This window comes from Pseudomonas sp. 1 (assembly GCF_056626735.1).
Genome location: NZ_JBWXMQ010000002.1, coordinates 284,929 through 305,134, shown reverse-complemented (window position 1 = coordinate 305,134; position 20,206 = coordinate 284,929). Strand labels below are relative to the sequence as shown.

At 61.7% G+C, this 20,206-nt stretch carries 19 protein-coding genes; 7 read left to right on the top strand and 12 right to left on the bottom strand.

What is annotated here, in order from left to right; genetic code table 11:
* Positions 1-51: 51 nt before the first annotated feature.
* Positions 52-687 carry an EF-hand domain-containing protein gene (gene xopAW / locus AC1MDC_RS04525; protein WP_085697026.1) on the top strand — a complete coding sequence of 212 codons (636 nt, stop codon included), beginning with the start codon at positions 52-54 and terminating at the stop codon, positions 685-687.
* Positions 688-920: 233 nt separating this feature from the next.
* Here the strand turns inward: xopAW and AC1MDC_RS04520 are convergent, their stop codons facing one another.
* The 9 genes from AC1MDC_RS04520 to AC1MDC_RS04480 all read right to left on the bottom strand — a co-directional run bounded on the left by AC1MDC_RS04520 (position 921) and on the right by AC1MDC_RS04480 (position 8,804).
* Positions 921-1,973, bottom strand: a complete 1,053-nt coding sequence (locus AC1MDC_RS04520; RefSeq protein WP_085697027.1) for an AI-2E family transporter — start codon at positions 1,971-1,973, stop codon at positions 921-923.
* Between the two features lie 68 nt (positions 1,974-2,041).
* Complete coding sequence (locus AC1MDC_RS04515; protein ID WP_480392569.1) at positions 2,042-2,848, bottom strand: DUF4892 domain-containing protein; 807 nt, start codon at positions 2,846-2,848, stop codon at positions 2,042-2,044.
* A 127-nt stretch (positions 2,849-2,975) separates the two neighbouring features.
* Positions 2,976-3,830, bottom strand: a complete 855-nt coding sequence (locus AC1MDC_RS04510; RefSeq protein WP_085704777.1) for an alpha/beta hydrolase — start codon at positions 3,828-3,830, stop codon at positions 2,976-2,978.
* On the bottom strand, positions 3,827-4,633 hold the full coding sequence (locus AC1MDC_RS04505) for an alpha/beta fold hydrolase (RefSeq protein ID WP_480392568.1): 807 nt from the start codon (positions 4,631-4,633) through the stop codon (positions 3,827-3,829). Before AC1MDC_RS04505 ends, AC1MDC_RS04510 begins: the two co-directional genes overlap by 4 nt.
* A 118-nt stretch (positions 4,634-4,751) precedes the next feature.
* A complete protein-coding gene (locus AC1MDC_RS04500; RefSeq protein ID WP_025112971.1) occupies positions 4,752-5,195 on the bottom strand; it encodes a hotdog fold thioesterase in 444 nt (147 codons plus the stop codon).
* 31 nt (positions 5,196-5,226) lie between these two features.
* On the bottom strand, positions 5,227-6,882 hold the full coding sequence (locus AC1MDC_RS04495; protein WP_480392567.1) for an AMP-binding protein: 1,656 nt from the start codon (positions 6,880-6,882) through the stop codon (positions 5,227-5,229).
* A gap of 81 nt (positions 6,883-6,963) precedes the next feature.
* The gene (gene sixA / locus AC1MDC_RS04490; protein ID WP_085697032.1) at positions 6,964-7,416 is read right to left on the bottom strand and encodes a phosphohistidine phosphatase SixA; all 453 of its coding nucleotides are present in this window, start codon (positions 7,414-7,416) and stop codon (positions 6,964-6,966) included.
* Entirely contained in the window at positions 7,413-7,760 is a 348-nt protein-coding gene (locus AC1MDC_RS04485) for a DUF4389 domain-containing protein (RefSeq protein WP_085697033.1), read from the bottom strand. Before AC1MDC_RS04485 ends, sixA begins: the two co-directional genes overlap by 4 nt.
* An 18-nt stretch (positions 7,761-7,778) precedes the next feature.
* The gene (locus AC1MDC_RS04480; RefSeq protein ID WP_085697034.1) at positions 7,779-8,804 is read right to left on the bottom strand and encodes an NAD(P)H-dependent glycerol-3-phosphate dehydrogenase; all 1,026 of its coding nucleotides are present in this window, start codon (positions 8,802-8,804) and stop codon (positions 7,779-7,781) included.
* Positions 8,805-9,000: 196 nt separating this feature from the next.
* Between AC1MDC_RS04480 and AC1MDC_RS04475 the strand changes: the two genes are divergently transcribed.
* From AC1MDC_RS04475 to AC1MDC_RS04450, 6 genes are all read left to right on the top strand, one after another.
* Positions 9,001-11,124, top strand: a complete 2,124-nt coding sequence (locus AC1MDC_RS04475) for a TonB-dependent receptor plug domain-containing protein (RefSeq protein ID WP_480392566.1) — start codon at positions 9,001-9,003, stop codon at positions 11,122-11,124.
* A complete protein-coding gene (locus AC1MDC_RS04470) occupies positions 11,125-12,057 on the top strand; it encodes an ABC transporter substrate-binding protein (RefSeq protein WP_266202208.1) in 933 nt (310 codons plus the stop codon).
* Positions 12,054-13,955, top strand: a complete 1,902-nt coding sequence (locus tag AC1MDC_RS04465; RefSeq protein WP_480392565.1) for an ATP-binding protein — start codon at positions 12,054-12,056, stop codon at positions 13,953-13,955. Before AC1MDC_RS04470 ends, AC1MDC_RS04465 begins: the two co-directional genes overlap by 4 nt.
* Before the next feature lie 247 nt (positions 13,956-14,202).
* Positions 14,203-14,718: a 3-hydroxyacyl-[acyl-carrier-protein] dehydratase FabA gene (fabA, locus tag AC1MDC_RS04460; RefSeq protein ID WP_085697038.1), complete on the top strand. Its 516-nt coding sequence runs from the start codon at positions 14,203-14,205 to the stop codon at positions 14,716-14,718.
* Positions 14,719-14,729: 11 nt separating this feature from the next.
* Positions 14,730-15,950 carry a beta-ketoacyl-ACP synthase I gene (gene fabB, locus AC1MDC_RS04455; RefSeq protein ID WP_085697039.1) on the top strand — a complete coding sequence of 407 codons (1,221 nt, stop codon included), beginning with the start codon at positions 14,730-14,732 and terminating at the stop codon, positions 15,948-15,950.
* 276 nt (positions 15,951-16,226) lie between these two features.
* Entirely contained in the window at positions 16,227-16,415 is a 189-nt protein-coding gene (locus AC1MDC_RS04450; RefSeq protein WP_007957795.1) for a hypothetical protein, read from the top strand.
* Positions 16,416-16,512: 97 nt separating this feature from the next.
* Here the strand turns inward: AC1MDC_RS04450 and AC1MDC_RS04445 are convergent, their stop codons facing one another.
* From AC1MDC_RS04445 to relA, 3 genes are read right to left on the bottom strand one after another with little or no spacing between them, the layout of a single operon-like run.
* Complete coding sequence (locus AC1MDC_RS04445) at positions 16,513-17,055, bottom strand: DUF2058 domain-containing protein (protein ID WP_480392564.1); 543 nt, start codon at positions 17,053-17,055, stop codon at positions 16,513-16,515.
* Positions 17,056-17,081: 26 nt separating this feature from the next.
* Positions 17,082-17,915 carry a nucleoside triphosphate pyrophosphohydrolase gene (gene mazG / locus AC1MDC_RS04440; RefSeq protein ID WP_085697231.1) on the bottom strand — a complete coding sequence of 278 codons (834 nt, stop codon included), beginning with the start codon at positions 17,913-17,915 and terminating at the stop codon, positions 17,082-17,084.
* A gap of 5 nt (positions 17,916-17,920) precedes the next feature.
* Positions 17,921-20,164 carry a GTP diphosphokinase gene (relA, locus tag AC1MDC_RS04435; protein ID WP_085697041.1) on the bottom strand — a complete coding sequence of 748 codons (2,244 nt, stop codon included), beginning with the start codon at positions 20,162-20,164 and terminating at the stop codon, positions 17,921-17,923.
* Positions 20,165-20,206 lie beyond the last annotated feature (42 nt).

Genomic DNA, 20,206 nt, shown 5'->3' with positions numbered 1-20,206 from the left:
GCTGCATAAGCCGGTACACCCACCGGTTTTCCAGTCCAAGGAGTGAGCCCGATGATCGGTAGCGTCAGCAACTACACGAGCTATACCAGCACCAGCAGCACCTCCACGCAAAACGCCCGCAGCCAGCAACTGCAAAAGGAACTGTTCGCCAAACTCGACAGCAACGGCGACGGCGCGGTGGATCAGGACGAACTGGGCAGCGCCCTGTCGCAACAGTCCAACGACGGCCTGCTGGTCAGCCTGAACCAACAATTCGGCGATCTGGACAGCGACGCCAGCGGCAGCCTCAGCGCCGAAGAAATGACCGCCATGGCCCCACCGCCACCACCGCCCCCTCAAGCCTCCAGCGACGAACTGTTCAGCCAACTCGATGCTGACGGCGACGGCACGGTGACCGCCACCGAACTGAACAGCGCGTTGCAGGTCAGCGACAGCACCGCCTCGAACAACACCGACACCGCTGCCGCCCTGCTCAAGGTGCTGGACAGCGACAGCAGCGGTGGCGTCAGCAGCGACGAACTGAAAGCTGCACTGCATGCAGCTCGCGAACACCCAAGCGACGAAGAAACCGCCAGCAGTAACCAAACCACTACCGAAGCGCTGAACCGCATGATTGCCAACCTGAGCAAGCAGTACTCGCTCGAAAACACCGCATCGGTGGGCAAGTATTTGAATGTGGCGACGTGAGGTAATCCAAAAAACAGGATGAGCGCCAGCTCGACAGCGCTCTTGATCTTGATCCGCCCGCCCCTTCGGAAGGCTGAGTGGAGGTGTTCATCCGGGGATTGGCACGCAGTGCCGTTTGGCGAAGCCGGACTCATCGACAACGTCGATGCCCCCCGGAGGGACGTCGGAGCGAAGGAACCCGAGCCAGCGAGGGCCGAACGCCGGGGCGAGTGAACGGCCGCCAAGGCTCACCATCAACGCCGATCGTCGACCCGAGCCTGACTCTTGCTCCAATCCGTCAACAAACTATAAGCGACCGCCAAAAGCGTAGGCCCGATAAACAAGCCGATAAAGCCAAATGCAATCAACCCGCCAAACACCCCAAGCAACACAATCACCAACGGCAGATTCCCGCCACGGCTGATCAGATACGGCTTGAGCACGTTATCCACGCCACTGATGACGAACGTCCCCCAGATCCCGAGAAACACCGCCATTCCGTACTCACCCTTCCAGGCCAGCCACGCCGTGGCCGGAATCCATACCAGCGGCGGCCCCATCGGAATCAGACTGAGCAGGAACGTCACGATCCCCAGCACCAGCGCCCCCGGCACCCCGGCAATCAGGAACCCGATCAGCGCCAGTATCGCTTGTGCCGCCGCCGTACCGATCACCCCGTTGACCACCCGTTGCACCGTACCGGCCACCAGATCGATGTAGTAACCGGCCCGATCACCGATCAGGCGCTGCAGCAGACTGTGCACGAACGCCGCCAATCGCGGTCCGTCACGGTAGAAAAAGAACACGAAAACAATGCTCAGGGTCAGCTCGAGAATTCCGCTGCCGATCTGCGCACTGCGCGCCAGCAACCAGTTGCCGACCTGCCCCAGATAAGGTTTGACCGTCACCATCAGGGCCGCGCCCTGCTGATCGATGCTGTTCCAGATTCCCACCAGCCGTTCGCCCACCAGCGGCACGCCGCCCAGCCAGCTCGGTGCCTCGGGCAATCCATCGACCTGCACATCCTTGATGAACGCCGTGGCATCACGCACGTGATCGGCCAGGTTAAAGCCGAGCCACACCAGCGGCCCCGCCACCAGCAACATCCAGCCCATGGTCAGCAACAGGGCCGCGAGGGATTCCCGGCCACTGAGCCAGCGGGTCAGCAGGCGCATCAGCGGCCAACTGGCAAACGCCAGCACCGCGCCCCAGAACAGCGCCGACCAGAACGGCGCCATCACCCACAGGCTGGCGCCGAACAGCACCAGCAACAGGATCTGCACCAACAGGCGATCGTTATTGAGCATGCGAGGTCTCGAAAAAAACATTCATCCAAAGAGTAGGCGAACACGCGGCGCGTGCCCGCCCGATACACCTACCGCAACAGATCGATGCGCAGACCTTCGCCATCGACACTGCCGGTTTCCATTCGCGCGGCACGCACGCCCTGCCCGATCAACGCCTGCCGCCAGGCCTCGGCTTTCGACCCGGACACCGTCACCCGCAAGGTGGTGTCGAGGTTCAGACCACGGGACAGCAAACGCAGCCAGGTATCATCCGGATCGCCAACCAGCTTCGGAAAATCCAGTTCGCCGGTGCTTTTCAACTCCCGCAGCAGCGTGGCCGAGGTCGGCAGCAGGTCACCGAGCGGTGCCAGCGCCTCGAACTGTTCAACGTGCAGATAGGCTTTGCGATTGCCGCGAGTGATGCTGTAAAGCGCCACCAGCGTGTTGTCGCGCGGCGCCGCGAGCCTCAGCAGCAGATAGGCCTGCTGCTCGTCGGCACCGTACAGTTTGGCGTTGCCGAACACCTCGTTGGCCCACAGGCTGCTCTCGCCGCAATCCCGGGCCTGGCACCAGAACAACAGTTGGGCATCCTGCTTTTGCAGGGCTTCGCGAGCGAGAGTGAAAGCTTCGGTGGCGGAATGTTCCGGCGGCAACTCGTAGGTCACCGAGGTGGTTTGCCCCCGGGCGCTGACCTGGCCGTCGAAACGCAACTGGCCGCTGATCTTGCGGATCGAGCCGAGCGGGTAGATCCGCTCCAGCTCTGCGGCAGGGCGATAGTCGACGATCTGCGCATCGGCCACACGCGGCACGATCGGCAGATCCTGACTGCCCGGCAGGTCGGCAGCGAATGGAAAGGGACTGAAACAGCACAGCGCCAGCAGACTGATAGATCGCATGGACAGGCTCATCGCAGGGACATGGCCTGGGTGCCTTGAGGGCAGTTCGAAGTCGCAGCGGTGTAGAAATCCATCTTGGTTGTCTCCCATTTCAACCCGCCCAGCCTCGACAGTTGCCGGGAGCAAGTCAAGGAATGGCGAAGAACCGATTGAAACAGTCTGCGACAAGCTCGGCCCCGGCCTCATCGTTCAGGTGCAGGTGATGCCCGCCCGGCAGCTGCTCCCGGTCAAAGGGTAGACGCTCCAGCAGCTCCGGATGTCTGGCCAGCATGCCGTCGGCGGCGACCACCAATTGCGCGGGACAGGCAATGCGCTGCACGAACGCCATCGCCTGTTCCTGGGTCAGACGCAACGGCGACGGCAAGGTCAGGCGGTTGTCGGTGCGCCAGGTGTAACCGCCGGGCACCGGCATCAGGCCGCGTTGTGCCAGCAGTTCGGCGGCTTCGCGACTGACCGCCACCAGCCCTTTCATCCGTGCTTCGATGGCCCGGTCGAGGGTGTTGTAGACCGGTTTGCGCTTTTCCCGAAGATCGAGCTGTGCCTGTAAGGCCATGCCCATGCGCTCGGCGGCATTTTCGCCTTTGTCGGTAGGAGGAATCACCCCGTCGATCAGCGCCAGATGGGTGATGCGTTCGGGCAACGAGCCGGCCAGCACCAGCGAAACGATCGCGCCCATGGAATGCCCGAGCAGGCCGAAACGTTTCCAGCCCAGTTGCTCGGCCACCTGCAGCACGTCATGGGCGTAATCCCAAAGTGCGTAACCGGCACCAATCGGGCGATGCCCGGAGTGCCCGTGACCGGCCATGTCCAGTGCCACGATGCGCAGGCCTTTGAGCTTGGGCGCCAGGCGCGCGAAGCTGTTGGCGTTGTCCAGCCAGCCGTGCAGGGCGATCACCGGCAACCCGTCTTCCGGGCCGAACAGGTGCGCCGCCAGTTCGATATGCGGCAGGCTCAGGCGCACTTCTTCGACGGCGGGGTTCATGCGCAATCCTTTTGCTGGCGACCGTCCCATCGGGTGAACAGGCTTTTCAGCAGCAACGCCGTATCCTGCGGGCGTTCAAGGGGAAACATGTGGCCACCGGGCACGGTCAGCGCCTCGCCCTGAGGCAGACGCCCGACAAACCGGGTGTGATGGTTCATCACCACCCGGCTCTTGTGTCCACGCACCACTGCCAGCGGCACCTTAAATTGCCGGGTATGAGCAGGACTGGTGTGCGGCACGCCGCGATAAATGCTGATCTCGGTCGCAGGATCGAAGCGCAGGCGCAGCTTGTCGCCGACCTTGTGCAGACCGTGCTGCAGATAAGCATCGAAGCATTCCGGATCAAAGCTGCGGAACAAGGTCTTGCCGGCGAAATAACCACGGGCGCTGTCCAGATCGGCAAACTCTTCGCGGCGCCCCAACGTGCGGCCGGCCGGGGTCAGTTTGTCGATGAAACCAAAGCGTTTGGCGGCGCGGATCACCCATTGATCGGTGCGGGTCAGCACCGGCGAGTCGAGCATCACCACACCCCGATACAGTTCCGGGCAACGCAGTGCGGCGTGCAAATGCAGCATGCCGCCGAAAGAATGGCCCACGCCCCACACCGGTTCATCTTGCTGTTGAAGATGATGGATGAGTTCGTCGACCAGGTGGTACCAGTTGTCACCCGCCGGGAAACGCGGGTCATGGGCGTGTTGTTCCAGATGCGCGACCCGGTACTCGGGCGCCAGCGCCGCGAACAGTTTGCCGTAGGTACCCGAAGGGAAACCGTTGGCGTGGGCGAAGAAGATCGGTTGCGACATACCGGCAAATCCATGAGCGGAAAACAGGCGTTGATTGTCCGTAAGACCGCGTCCTACAGCAATGACCGTAACTGCCAGGAATGATGACAGTCCGGTCAGGGCTATGACGCTTGAGCCATCAACGCGCCGGCGGTTGTTCTCCCAGCGGCACCACCGCCATGGTCAGACGCGACACACAACTGGCCTTGCCTTCATCGCTGGTCAGGCGGATGTCCCAGACATGGGTGGTGCGGCCGATGTGAATCGGTCTGGCCACCGCCGTCACCCGACCGCTGCGCAGGCCACGCAAGTGGTTGGCGTTGATTTCCAGCCCCACGCAATAGAACTTGCTGGCATCGATGCACAGGTAGCTGGCCATCGAGCCGACGGTCTCGGCCAGCACCACCGAGGCGCCACCGTGCAGCAGGCCGTAAGGCTGATGGGTGCGATGGTCGATGACCATGCTGGCCGTCAGCGACTCCTCGTCGAAGGACTCGAAGCGAATGTCCAGCACTTCGCCGATGGTGTTTTTCTGGATTGCGTTCAACTGCTCGATGTTCGGAGTGGTGCGCCACAAGGTCATCGCAGGCTTCCTTTGTTGTTTTGATCGACGCTCAATCCTGCCACAGCACCGTCTCACTGCGCTCGCTCCATTCTTCGAAACGTGCTCCGTAGGTGTCTTCGATGATGTTGCGTTTGATTTTCAGGGTCGGCGTGAGAAAGCCGTTCTCCACCGCCCAACTGTCCTTGACCACCACCAGCCGGCGCAGGCGCTCGTGCTTGTCGAGTACGGCGTTGACTTCCTCCAGCAGTTTTTCCAGACTCGAATGCAGCGGTGCGCGGGGCTCTTGCCGGCCCACGGCCGAGAGTACGCACAACCCCAGCGGCGCACTCAGGCCATCGCCGACCACGCAGACCTGTTCGATCCGCGAATGCACCGCCAGCCGATTTTCGATCGGCGCCGGAGCGACGTATTTGCCCTTGCTGGTCTTGAAGATTTCCTTGAGCCGCCCGGTCAGGCGCAAACGCCCTGCGGCGTCCTGTTCGCCTTTGTCGCCGGTGCGCAGGAAACCGTCTTCGGTAAGGGTTTCGGCGGTTTTCTGCGGCTCCTTGAAATAGCCGAGCATGTTCGCCTGGCTGCGCACCTGCACTTCGCCGGACTCATCGATACGCACTTCCACGTCAGGACACGGCCGACCGATCCAGCCTTCCTTGTATTGCCCCGGCAGGCAGATGTGCGAATAACCGCAGCTTTCGGTCATGCCGTAGACCTCCAGCACGTCGAGCCCGAGTTTCTGATACCAGCGCAACAAGGTCAGCGGCACCGGCGCCGCACCGGACAGCGCCACGCGCAGGGCATCCAGCCCTAACCCGGCCAACACCTTATGGCCTATCCGTTTGCCGATGAAGGGCAGACCGAGCAGGAAATCCAGACGTTTCGCCGGGATCTTGCTGTAGACGCCCATCTGGAATTTGGTCCAGATCCGCGGCACACCGAACATCGCCGTCGGCCGCGCCCGCTTGAGATCGGCGAGGAAGGTATCGAGGCTCTCGGCGAAAAACACCGTTTGCCCGGTATAGATCGACGCCAGTTCGACGAACATCCGCTCGGCAACATGACACAGCGGCAGATACGACAGCAGCCGGTCGTTCTCATTGAGACCGAACAGCTGCGTGCCGCGCGTCGTCGCGAACCCGAGGTTGGCAAAGCTGTGCATCACACCCTTGGGCAGGCCGGTGGTGCCGGAGGTGTAAATGATCGTCGCCAATTGCTCGGCGGCGGGACGCGGATCGTCCTGGATCGGCGAGCTGCGCTGCACATCGTCCCAGTTGAAATCGAACGTGCCCGGCGGATGCAGCGGCAGGCTGACTGTTGTCAGACCGGCCGGTACACCCGCTGACATGCCCGGCCAGTCATCAAGCTTGCCGATGAACGCCAGCACGCTTTCGGAGTGGGTGAGCACCTGATTCACGGATTCGGCGGTGAGGTTCGGATAGAACGGTACCGAGACATGCCCGGCCATCCAGATCGCCAGGTCGGCGATGATCCAGTGCGCGCAGTTTTTCGAGATCAGGGCGATATGGCTGCCTGGCGGCAACTCCCGGGATCGCAACCAGTGCGCGGCGCAGCGGGCCTGATAGCCAACGTCGGCCCAGGTCAGGATTTCGACCTGCCCGCCGCCGATCGGCTGCACCAGAAAACGCTGACGCGGGTGCCGGGCCTCGCGTTCGTAAAACACGTCCAGCGGCAAACGGAAGGCAGAAGACATTCGACTCGCTCCTGTTTTTTGGTCTGGAGCAAGCGTAGTCAACCAAGCAAGTGCTTGGTTGACTATTTCGTACAAAAAATTTCAGGGATGTTTAAGACTGTTCAGCTTCATCGAACCGATCAGCAACTCGCTGTGTTCGAGCTCGGCCAGCCCGGCGGTGCTGACTTTTTCCGGCGGATAGCCGGCACCATGTTGCAGGTAGCTGAGCAGATTTCCCACCAGCGGATTGTGGCTGACCAACAAAACGTTGCTCACCGAAACCAGTTGCTCGGCCACGCGGTCCGGGTCAACTTCCGGGGTCAACCACTCGACGGTGCGGATCTCCGGCTCAAAGCCCAGGGCTTCGCGCACCAGTTGCGCCGTCTGCTGTGCCCGCAGGTACGGGCTGGCATAGATGGCGGTCAGCGGCTGGCCCATCAAGCGGGCTGCGCTGCTCAACACTTCCTTGCGACCGTGGGCGGTCAGTTCCCGCTCGGAGTCGGGGCGTGAGCCGTAGGGCTCGGCCTCACCGTGACGCAATACCCAGAGTTTCATAGCTTGGGTTCCTCATCCCGGGCCGGATGCGGTGCCGGCGCGACAACGTGTGGCGCCTCACCTTCCGGAGTACGCGGCGCCGGCCAGTCGGCGAACGGCCAGGGTTTCTGGTCGCTGTGGAAGCTGCCGAAACGACCGATCTGCGCCAGAAACTGGCTCAGGCTGTCGCCGAAATTCATCAGGCTGGCGCTCGGGGCGCCATAGATCAAACGATAGATCAACTGCACCAGCACCACCGCGCCGAGGATGAACTGCGCTACCTGCCAGACCAGCACGTAGATGATCATCCACAACGCCCGCAGGAGGATGGATTCATATTTGGCTTCGGTTTTCGGATCGTTCATGCCCTGCTCCCTGCTGAATCAGTTGAAACCACTGGTGGAAATAAAGTCGACGTCGGTTTTCGGCTCGCCTCGCATCAGAAGACCGATCACCTGCTCAAGCGTGCGCCCTTCGAACAGGATTGCATGCAGTCCGGCGACCAGCGGCATGTACACGCCAACCTCCTGGGCCTTGGCCTTGAGCACTTTCAGGGTGTTGACCCCTTCGGCCACTTCACCGAGACGCGACACCGCTTCGTCGAGGCTCAAGCCCTGACCAAGAGCGAAACCGACCTGATAGTTGCGGCTTTTCGGCGACGAGCAAGTGACGATCAGATCGCCGACCCCGGCCAGACCGAGGAAGGTCATCGGGTTGGCGCCTTGATTCACCGCAAACCGGGTCATCTCGGCCAGGGCGCGAGTGATCAGCATGCTCTTGGTGTTCTCGCCCATCTGCAGCGCCACCGCCATGCCGGCGATGATCGCGTAGACGTTTTTCAGCGCCCCGCCCAGTTCCACGCCGAATCGGTCGGCGCTGGCGTAGACGCGGAAAGTACGGCCATGCAACGCGGCCTGCACGGCTTTGCACAGTTCTTCGTCTTCACTGGCGACCACAGTGGCGGTCAGCGCGTGCTCGGCGATTTCCCGTGCCAGGTTCGGCCCGGACAGCACGCCGATGCGCGCCTTCGGGGCGATCTCTTCGAGAATCTGGCTCATCAGTTTGAAGGTGTGGGCTTCGATGCCTTTGGTCAGGCTGACCAGCATCTTGCCGCTCAGGCGTTCGGCATGCGGCGCCAACACTGTGCGCAGCGCGCTGGACGGCAATGCCACGAAACACAAATCGCAGGCGTCGAGGGTTTCCTGCAGGTCGGTGACCGGGGTCACGCCGGGCAGAATCTTGATGCCTTTGAGGTAACGCGGGTTCTCGCGATTGACCCGGATGGCCTCGGCCTGCTCGGGGTCACGCATCCACTGCCGGACTTGATGGCCGTTCTCGGCCAACAGATTGGCCACGGCGGTACCGAAACTTCCGCCTCCCAGGACCGCAATCGGGCGCTGTTCAGTCATATGTAATCCGTTAATCCATACCAGTGGCGATGCCGGCATTATACGGAGCGTCCCCCTCTCGGACAGCCCCGGCGTCAATTACCCGCACTTATAGGAAGAAGACCAATAAAACCGAGGAAAATGCCTGCAACGTGACTGGAAAAGTCGTCGCCCTCGGTTAACATGCGCGCCAATTCTCTGCTATCAAGGCTGCGTCGTGTTTTCTGGCCCCCCTTCACCGCGTTCGTCTCTGCTGCTGGCGCTGCTGTTCAGCCCGGTGCTGTTGGCGGATGACCTGTTTGTCGACAGTGAGGCCTTGCCACAGATCCTGACCGCCACCCGCCTGAAGCAGTCGCCGGCGGAAGTCCCGGGCAGCATGACGGTGCTCGACAGCGAACTGATCAGCGCCAGCGGCGCCCGGGACATCAGCGAACTGCTGCGCCTGGTGCCGGGGATGATGGTCGGCAGCATCAGCGGCAATCAGGCCGTGGTGAATTATCACGGAACCAACGCCACTGAAGCCCGCCGCATGCAGGTGCTGATCGACGGCCGCTCGGTGTACCGCGCCGGACTCGCGACCGTGGACTGGAGCGACATCCCGGTGGCCATGGAAGACATCGAGCGGATCGAAGTCTTTCGCGGCCCGAACACCGTCAGCTACGGCGCCAATGCGCTGATGGCGGTGGTCAACATCATCACCCGCAACCCGGCGGACAGCCACGGCACGCGGCTGAAGCTGACACGCGGCCAGCGCGGCATCAACGACTTCTATGCCAGCCAGAGCACCGGCTGGAATGGCGGCGATCTGCGTCTGTCGCTGTCCGGTCTGGAAGACGACGGTTTTGACAGCGATCGCACCGGCGCCGATTACCGCGACAACCGCCGCTTGAACCGCTTAAGCCTCGCGGTCAGCCAGACCCTGAGCGACAACCAGAGCCTGGACTGGCAGGTCAATGCCAAGGACGGGACCAATCAGCGGCCTTATACCTACCGACCGGTGTTCTCCGGGATTACCGCTGCCGGGAACAATTCCGACGTGGTTGCCAAGGACTACGCCGGCTCGGTGCGCTGGAATCTCGACCTCAATCCCGATCACAGCCTTTACGTGCAAGGTTCTGCGCAACACTGGGACCGTCAGCAGACCTGGCGTGCCTGTGACGCCGAAGTGTCGTTCAGCCCGCAATTGACGGAGCTGTGGCAACTCAACCCGAACTACACCGAACGCCTGGCGCGCAACATGACGCTGTTCACCGGCCCCGGCGCACCCGCCGGCACACCGCAGGAAATGGCCCTGGCCAATCAGGTGCTGGACCAGTGGCGCAACGGCGCGCGCCAGACCCTGTGCGGCGACATCGACCAGAGTGCCCGGGAATCGCGTTACGACCTGGAATTGCAGGACACCCTCAGCCTGTCCGACAGCCTGCGTCTGGTCAGCGGCCTGAACTATCGTTACGACCGGGCCGATTCCGAGACCTATTTCAACGGCACGCTCGACGACACCACTTGGCGCGCCTTCGGCCAACTGGAATGGCGCGCCAGCGAACACTGGCTGTTGCAGGGCGGCGCCATGTTCGAAGACACGCAATTGATCGGCAGCTCGCTGACGCCCCGATTTGCGGTCAACTACCTGTTCAACCCGCGACACAGCCTGCGCGCGGTGTATTCGGAAGCCATCCGCTCGCCGGACATGTTCGAGAACAACGTCAACTGGAGTTATCAGGTGACCAACCTGCGGCCCGCCGCCTATGGCCAGTCTTCGGCCCGCTACTTCGTCAAGACCCGGGGCCCCGGTGATCTGGACCAGGAACACATGCGCTCGCGGGAACTGGGCTACAACGGCTATTTCCCGGAGTGGGGGCTGGCGCTGGACGTGAAGCTGTTCTACGACGAAATCACCGGGATGATCAGCGAGCCGCTGCGCAACAATCAGTACATCGCCAGCAACGCCAACGATTCGCGCTTTCGCGGCACCGAAACGCAAATGGACTGGCGCCTGAGTGCGGCCGACCGCTTGCGCCTGACGTATGCCTTCGTCGACGCCGAGGCGAGCAATCCGCTGGATCAGCAATTCACCGCGCGCAACAGCGGCTCGGCGGGCTGGCTGCGCGATTGGGGCCAGGGCTGGAACAGCGCCCTCTTCTACTATGCTGACAACGCGCTCAACGGTTACCGTTTCGAGCGGGTCGACACGCGCATCGCCAAACGCATCGCCTTGGGCAAGGCCCAACTGCAACTGGCCGGTGTGCTGCAACAACGCCTGGACCATGAGCCGACCACCTTCGTCGATAACAATTACGACGAACGCCGGGTGGTGTATTTCAGCGCCGAGCTGGAGTTCTAGATGCGTTACGCCATGTCACGGAAGATGCCAACGCTCGGCCAATGGCTGGCCGGGCTTTGTCTGTTCCTGACAGCGTGGCTGCATGGCGTGGCGGTGCAGGCGGCCGATATTCTGCTGACCGGCGCCGAGGAAAGCCCCGGCGTGCAATCGTTCGTCCAGGCCCTGAGCGAACTGCGCCCCACCGACCGCGTGCATTTCCAGCCACTGGCGAGCCTGCCGGCGCCGGGCAAGTTGCCGTCGAGCCTGCGCCTGATTCTGCTCGATTTGCCGAGCCTCGATTGGCGCATGCAGGAAAGCCAGGGCCCGGCGACTCTGGTTTTGCGCATCAGCCGCCTGCAGGCCCGGCAACGCTTCGGCGACATGCAGCCACCCCACTTGAGCCTGCTGTGGGCCGATCCGCCGCTGAGTCGTCAGTTGCAACTGATCCGCCGGATTCTGCCCCAGGCCGGGCGCGTCGGCGTGCTGTTCGATCAGCACAGCGAGTTCCTGCTCAAGGAGCTGCAATCGGCGGCCCAGCCGCTGAATCTGCAAATCGTCCCGCAGCGCTGGGACAACACCCACGACAGCCGCCCCTTGCAGACTGTGCTGAAAAACAGCGACGTGTTGCTGGGCCTTGACGACCCTGACCTGTACAACCCGAAAACCGCGAAGAACCTGTTGCTCAGCAGTTACTCTCGGCAACTGGCGCTGGTCGGGCCGAATGTCGCTTTCGTCCGTGCCGGCAGCCTGGCCAGTACCTACAGCGATCAGAACGACTGGCTGGCAGTCCTCGACGAGTTGCTGGACCGGCCACCGGCCACCTGGCCGCGCACGCTCTACCCCGAGCGTTTTAAAGTCTCAAGTAATGCGCAGGTGGCTCGTTCCCTAGGGATAGAACCGATCAATGAAGCGTCTGTCGCCGCAGAGCTGGCCGAAGGAGAGCGCCGCCCATGATTTTCCGCCGTTGGGACATCAACACCCGCACCCAGTTGATCAGCCTGGGCCCTGCGCTGTTGCTGACCTTGCTGCTGATCAGCTTTTTCACCTTCGTGCGCATTCAGGATTTGCGTCAGGAGCTGAACCACACCGGCCAACTGATCGCCAACCAACTCGCACCCGCCACCGAATACGGGGTGATTTCCGGCAACAACGAGGTGCTGGAAAGCCTGCTCAAGGCCACGCTGGCCACGCCGAATGTGCGATTTCTGGAAGTGCAGGACAGCGCCAACCGGATTCTGGCCTACGTCGAACAGCCGGCGGATGCGCACAACCGCCCGCATCAGGTCGAAGTGTTCCAGGCGCCGGTGCGGCTGCAACGCATCGCCCTGCACAACGATTTCTTTCAGGACGGCAAAAGCAGCCCCGGCGTGGCCAGCGAGGATTATCTGGGCCGGGTGATCGTCGGTCTGTCCAACGACGCCTTCAGTCAGCGCCAACAGGAAATTTTGCTCAAGGCCGGAATTCTGGCGTTGTTCGCCCTGCTGTTCACGTTTGTTCTGGCGCGGCGACTGGCCGGAAGCCTGTCGCAGCCGATCCGTGATATCGGCAATGCGGTCAAGGCAATTCAGGACGGCGACTACAAAACCCCGCTGCCGATTGTCGATGACACCGAGCTGGGCGCCCTTTCGCAACACATCAACAATCTGGCCCAGGCGCTGGAACAGGCCAGCCGCGAGCAGCATCAGGCGATGGCGCAACTGATCCAGACCCGCGAGGAGGCGGAAAAGGCCAACAACGCCAAATCGGATTTCCTGGCGATGATGAGCCATGAACTGCGCACCCCGATGAACGGCGTGCTGGGCATGCTGCAATTGCTCGAAACCACCGAAATGACCGAGGAACAGGTCGAGTACGCGGCGCTGGCTTCCGAGTCCACCGAGCATTTGCTCAAGGTGATCAACGACATTCTGGATTTCTCGCGCATCGAGCGTTCGGAACTGGAACTGGAGCACATTCCGTTCAACCTCGCCGACCTGATCGGCGCCTGCGCCCAGTCGTTCCAGCACAGCGCCGCGCAACGCGGGCTGGCCCTGGAACTGCGAATCCCCGAAGACATGCGCGACTTGCAGGTACAAGGCGATCCGACACGAATCCGGCAGATTCTGGTCAACCTGGTCGGCAATGCCTTGAAGTTCACCGAACAGGGGCGCGTCAGCATCGAGGCGCAGTGGCAGTCGCTGGATCACGAATTGCTGTGGTTCACCTGCGCGGTGCGTGACAGCGGCATCGGCATTTCGCCGCAGAGCCTGGAACTGATGTTCAACGCGTTCCAGCAGGCCGACAGTTCGATTTCCCGTCGTTATGGCGGCACCGGCCTGGGCCTGCCGATTGCCCGCACTCTCGCCGAGCGGATGGGCGGCACCTTGCGCGCCCAGAGTGAAGAAGGTCGCGGATCGGTATTCACCCTGGAAATTCCTCTGGCTTTATATAAGCAGGCACTCCCTGCGCTGGCGGCACCGCGCACGCTGAACGGCGACGGTCACGGCGAAGGGCGCAATGTGCTGCTGGTCGAGGACAACCCGGTCAACCAGACGGTGATCGAAGCGATGTTGCGCAGCCTGGGCTTTACCGTCAGCGTCGCCACCGACGGCGTGCAGGCGGTGCGCAGTGCCGGCGACAGCCGTTTCGAGGCGATCCTGATGGATTGCCGTTTGCCGCTCATCGACGGTTACGAGGCGACCCGACAGATCCGCCGCCTGCCCGGCTGCGGCCATGTGCCCATCATCGCCCTCACCGCCAATGCGTTGCAGGGCGATCGGGAAAACTGCCTGTCGGCGGGCATGAACGATTACCTGGCCAAGCCATTCAAACGCAATGATCTGCAGCAGATTCTGCAGCGCTGGGTGCAGTGACTGGGCCCTTTCGAGCATCTGCGACTGGCGTGAAAAGCGAAAGTGCGGCAGTCTTAGGCACCCTGACGAGCCTCAAAAGGGGCTTGAATAAAAATTTCAGTGCACAAGTGTACATTCATGTCCTTGGTGCTGTGACTTTCACTACAACGCAATAGTCTATGAGTAGGCTGCCGGTACGAGGCATGAACGCATCGATCGGCCGGGAAGATTTGCCCCACCTGCCGCATGGGATTATTGAGGAGCTCGCATGACCAAACAAAACGCCTTTACTCGGGAAGACCTGCTGCGCTGCAGTCGCGGTGAGCTGTTCGGCCCAGGTAACGCGCAACTGCCCGCCCCGAACATGCTGATGGTGGATCGCATCACCCTGATCAGCGAAGAAGGCGGCAAGTACGGCAAAGGTGAATTGGTCGCCGAGCTGGATATCCACCCTGACCTGTGGTTCTTCGCGTGCCACTTCGAAGGCGATCCGGTGATGCCGGGCTGCCTGGGTCTGGACGCCATGTGGCAACTGGTCGGTTTCTTCCTGGGCTGGCAAGGCCTGCCGGGCCGTGGCCGTGCGCTGGGTTCGGGCGAAGTGAAATTCTTCGGCCAGGTCCTGCCGACCGCCAAGAAAGTTACTTACAACATTCATATCAAGCGCGTCCTCAAGGGCAAGCTGAACCTGGCCATTGCCGACGGTTCGGTGACTGTCGACGGTCGCGAAATCTACACCGCCGAAGGCCTTCGCGTCGGCGTGTTCACCTCCACTGACAACTTCTAAGGGTTATTCGCATGCGCCGCGTCGTTATCACTGGTCTGGGCATCGTTTCTTGCCTGGGCAATGACAAAGAGACCGTCTCCGCTAACCTGCGTGCAAGCCGCCCTGGCATCCGGTTCAACCCGGAATACGCCGAAATGGGTCTGCGTAGCCAGGTTTCCGGCTCCATCGACCTCAACCTTGAAGAGCTGATCGATCGCAAGATCTATCGCTTCGTCGGCCACGCAGCGGCTTACGCCTATCTGGCCATGAAAGACGCCATCGCCGACTCCGGTCTGACCGAAGAGCAGGTGTCCAACCCGCGTACCGGCCTGATCGCAGGTTCCGGCGGCGCGTCGACCCTGAACCAGATGGAAGCGCTGGACATCCTGCGCGAGAAAGGCGTCAAGCGCGTCGGCCCATACCGTGTAACGCGGACCATGAGCAGCACCGTTTCGGCTTGCCTGGCCACGCCATTCAAGATCAAGGGCCTGAACTACTCCATCGCCTCTGCCTGCGCCACCAGTGCTCACTGCATCGGTACCGCCATGGAACAGATCCAGATGGGCAAGCAGGACATCGTGTTCGCCGGTGGCGGTGAAGAAGAGCACTGGAGCCAGTCGTTCCTGTTCGACGCAATGGGCGCTCTGTCCAGCAAGCGTAACGACACTCCGGAAAAAGCCTCCCGCGCCTACGACGCCGACCGTGACGGTTTCGTCATCGCCGGCGGTGGCGGCATGGTCGTGGTTGAAGAGCTGGAACACGCTCTGGCCCGTGGCGCGAAGATCTACGCGGAAATCGTTGGCTACGGCGCGACGTCCGACGGCTACGACATGGTGGCTCCGAGCGGCGAAGGCGCCATCCGCTGCATGCAGCAGGCGTTGTCCACCGTCGACACCCCGATCGACTACCTGAACACCCACGGTACTTCGACTCCGGTCGGCGACATCGCGGAAATGAAAGGTGTGCGTGAAGTGTTCGGCGACAAGGCCCCGGCCATCAGCTCCACCAAGAGCCTGTCGGGTCACTCCCTGGGCGCCGCCGGCGTTCACGAAGCGATCTACTGCATGCTGATGATGGAAGGCAACTTCATCGCCGGTTCCGCCAACATCGACGAACTGGACCCTGAAGTGGCCGATCTGCCGGTGCTGACCAAGACCCGCGAGAACGCCACCATCAACACCGTGATGAGCAACAGCTTCGGCTTCGGTGGCACCAACGCCACCCTCGTGCTGAAGCGCTGGGAAGGCAAGTAATTCCCTCTCGCTGAGCCGCACACGAAAACGCCCCGACTGGTTCGGGGCGTTTTTTTTCGGCTGGAGAAAGGCATTTTCAGCGGCGCCAAGATGAAACGTTTGTCATGCAACTTACCGCCCTGCGACTGAATGTCGCGGTTTATGCGGGCTCCAGCGCTGTTGCAGATTTCGCAAGAATAGATTGCACAAATCAGGCGTTTACTTAGCAGGCTAACAAATTCTATAAAAGAGCCCTGCACACGCCTTGTTGCAGATAACAGAGATTGGAGCTAGCAGATGACTGTAAAAGTAACTGAACGCGACGATTCACACATGTCCCATGAAGGCGTAGCTGCCGGCGTACGGATCTGGGATGTGCACCAACAAGACTTGCTGGTCGGCATGTTCCACAACGAGATCGACGCCCACAACTACAAGGCCGAACTGGAACTGCAAGAACGCCAGCGGGATCTGAAATCCGCCTAAATCAAAACCACAGCATTGAAAACGACAAACCCCGCGATGAGCGGGGTTTGTCGTTGTTGGGTGCTTCAAGGGTGCTTCGCAGCCCGGTGAAACCCGCTTACCACATCAGATCATCCGGGATCACATAAGCCGCGTACGGATCGTCCTCGGTATTGACCTCTTCGACCTTCTCGTTGAGCTGCACGATGCGCTGTGGATCGCGCTCCTGAATCTTCAGGGCCGCCTCACGAGGAATCACTTCGTAGCCGCCGGCATGGTGCACGATCGCCAGCGAACCGCTGCTGAGCTTGTTGCGCATCAGCGTGTTGACGGAGATGCGCTTGACCTTCTTGTCGTCGACGAAGTTGTAGTAGTCCTCAGTGGTCAGCTTCGGCAGACGTGAGACTTCGATCAACTGCTTGACCTGCGCCGCACGGGCCTTGGCTTCAGCCTTCTCCTGCTGCTGACGGTTCAGCTCCTGGTCGCGCTTGACCTTCTCGGCCATGGCTTCCTGGGCTGCGCGCTGCTGGGAATCGTCCAGCTCGATCTGACCTTTGTGGGCCAGGCGCTGTTGCTTCTGTTTTTCCTTGCTGACCTGCTTGGCCTGCTTTTGGTTGACCAGTCCTGCCTTGAGCAACTGGTCGCGAAGGGAAAGGCTCATTGATGCTTACTCACTTGGGCAACGGCTCAGCCGCAGCTGGGCAAATTCTTTTCCTGACGTTTGGCTTCGCCCCACAGGGCGTCCAACTCTTCGAGGGTGCAATCTTCCATGGGTCGGTGGGTGTCGCGCAATGCCTGTTCGATAAAACGGAAACGTCGCTCGAACTTGGCGTTGGCGCCACGCAATGCGGTTTCCGGATCGACCTTCAGATGCCGGGCCAGATTGACCACGGAAAACAGCAGGTCGCCGATCTCGTCGGCCACCGCATGCGGGTCATTTTCGGACATGGCTTCGAGCACTTCATCAAGCTCTTCACGGACCTTGTCCAGCACCGGCAACGCATCCGGCCAGTCGAAACCGACCTGCCCTGCGCGCTTTTGCAACTTGGCCGAGCGGGACAACGCCGGCAACGCGGCCGGCACATCGTCGAGCAGTGACAGCTGCTGCGGCTCGGCGGATTTCTCGGCGCGCTCTTCGGCCTTGATCTCCTCCCAGCGCTGCTTGACCTGCTCTTCGCTCAGACGTGGCACATCCAGAGGCGCATACAGGTCACCGGTGGGGAATACGTGCGGGTGACGACGAATCAACTTGCGGGTGATGCTGTCGACCACGCCGGCGAATTCGAACCGCCCCTCTTCCCGCGCCAGCTGGCTGTAATACACCACCTGAAACAGCAGATCGCCCAACTCGCCCTGCAAGTGGTCGAAGTCGCCGCGCTCGATGGCGTCAGCGACTTCGTAGGCCTCTTCAAGGGTATGCGGGACGATGGTCGCGTAAGTCTGCTTGATGTCCCACGGGCAACCGTACTGCGGATCCCGCAGCCGGTTCATCAGGTGCAACAGGTCTTCAAGGCTGTAGATCGGTTTCATGGAGTCCGGTTACGCCGCGTTTCGATGATGTTCGGCAACTGGGAAATCCGCCCCAGCAGCCGTCCCAGCGCGTCCAGACCCGGAATCTCGATGGTCAGGGACATCAGCGCGGTGTTGTCCTCCTTGTTCGAGCGGGTGTTGACCGCCAGCACGTTGATCCGCTCGTTGAGCAGCACCTGCGAAACGTCACGCAGCAGACCGGAACGGTCGTAGGCGCGGATGACGATGTCCACCGGATAGGTGAGCACCGGCACCGGCCCCCAGCTGACCTGGATGATCCGCTCCGGCTCGCGCCCGGCCAGTTGCAGCACCGAGGCGCAGTCCTGACGGTGAATGCTCACGCCACGGCCCTGGGTGATGTAGCCGACGATCGCATCGCCCGGCAACGGCTGGCAGCAGCCGGCCATCTGGGTCATCAGGTTGCCGACACCCTGGATCTGAATGTCGCCGCGCTTGCCCGGTTTGTAGCCGGTGGCCTTGCGTGGAATCAGTTCCAGCTGTTCGTTGCCGCGTTCCGGCTCGACCAGTTGCTGTGCCAGATTGACCAGTTGCGCCAGACGCAGGTCGCCGGCCCCGAGGGCGGCGAACATGTCTTCGGCGGTTTTCATGTTGGCCTTGTCGGCCAGCTTGTCGAAATCCACCGCCGGCAGGCCAAGGCGATTGAGCTCGCGCTCGAGCAGGGTCTTGCCCGCCGCGACGTTCTGATCGCGAGCCTGCAGCTTGAACCAGTGAACGATCTTCGCCCGCGCCCGGGACGTGGTGACGTAACCGAGGTTCGGGTTCAGCCAGTCGCGGCTCGGCGTACCGTGCTTGCTGGTGATGATCTCGACCTGCTCGCCGGTCTGCAGGCTGTAGTTGAGCGGCACGATGCGCCCGTTGATCTTCGCGCCACGGCAGTTGTGACCGATTTCGGTGTGCACGCGGTAGGCGAAGTCCAGCGGCGTCGCGCCTTTCGGCAGGTCGATGGCGTGACCGTCGGGGGTGAAGATGTAGACCCGATCCGGCTCGATATCGACCCGCAACTGTTCGGCCAGACCACCGATGTCGCCCAGCTCTTCGTGCCACTCGAGGACCTGACGCAGCCAGGAGATTTTCTCTTCGTAATGGTTCGAGCCGGACTTGACGTCGGTGCCCTTGTAGCGCCAGTGCGCGCAGACGCCGAGTTCGGCCTCTTCGTGCATCGAATGGGTCCGGATCTGGACTTCCAGCACCTTGCCTTCCGGGCCGATCACCGCCGTGTGCAGCGAGCGGTAGCCGTTTTCTTTCGGGTTGGCGATGTAGTCGTCGAACTCTTTCGGGATGTGCCGCCACAGGGTGTGGACGATGCCGAGCGCGGTGTAGCAGTCGCGCATTTCCGGCACCAGCACGCGGACCGCACGCACGTCGTAGATCTGGCTGAATTCCAGACCCTTGCGCTGCATTTTGCGCCAGATCGAATAGATGTGTTTCGCCCGGCCGCTGATGTCGGCTTCGACGCCGGTGGCCTGCAATTCGTCCTTGAGCTGGGTCATCACGTCAGAGATGAAACGCTCACGATCCAGCCGCCGCTCGTGCAGCAGCTTGGCGATCTGTTTGTATTGATCGGGTTCCAGATAACGGAAGGACAAGTCCTCCAGTTCCCATTTGATATGACCGATGCCGAGTCGATGCGCGAGCGGCGCATAGATATCGAACACTTCCCGGGCGACCCGGTTACGTTTTTCGTCGTCGGCGGTTTTCACCGCGCGGATCGCGCAGGTACGTTCGGCGAGCTTGATCAGCGCGACGCGCACGTCGTCGACCATCGCCACCAGCATCTTGCGCAGGTTTTCCACCTGACCCTGGGTGCCCATCACCATCGACTGGCGCGGGCTGAGACTGGCGCTGATTGCGGCCATGCGCTGCACGCCGTCGATCAGCTTGGCGACCACCGGGCCGAAGCGCTGGCTGACCGCCGACAGCTCGATCTGGCCTTCGCGCACGCCACGGTAAAGCACCGCCGCGACCAGCGAATCCTGATCAAGCTTGAGGTCGGCGAGAATTTCCGCGATCTCAAGGCCCGTGCTGAAACTGCCGCTGCCTTCGGCCCAGAGATTCTTCGCCGCATTGGACTGTTGCTCGGCCTGGCGAGCGTACTCGCAGGCCTCTTTCAAGGCTTCGCGATCCAGTGCCAGATCGACACTGACCGCATGATCGAGCCAAGCCTCGAGATTGATACTGCCGTCAGTGTTGATCGGCTGGTGTGCTCTCACCTGTACCATCTTGCTTTACCTTCCCTACGACGCAGATTCAATGCGTCAAAT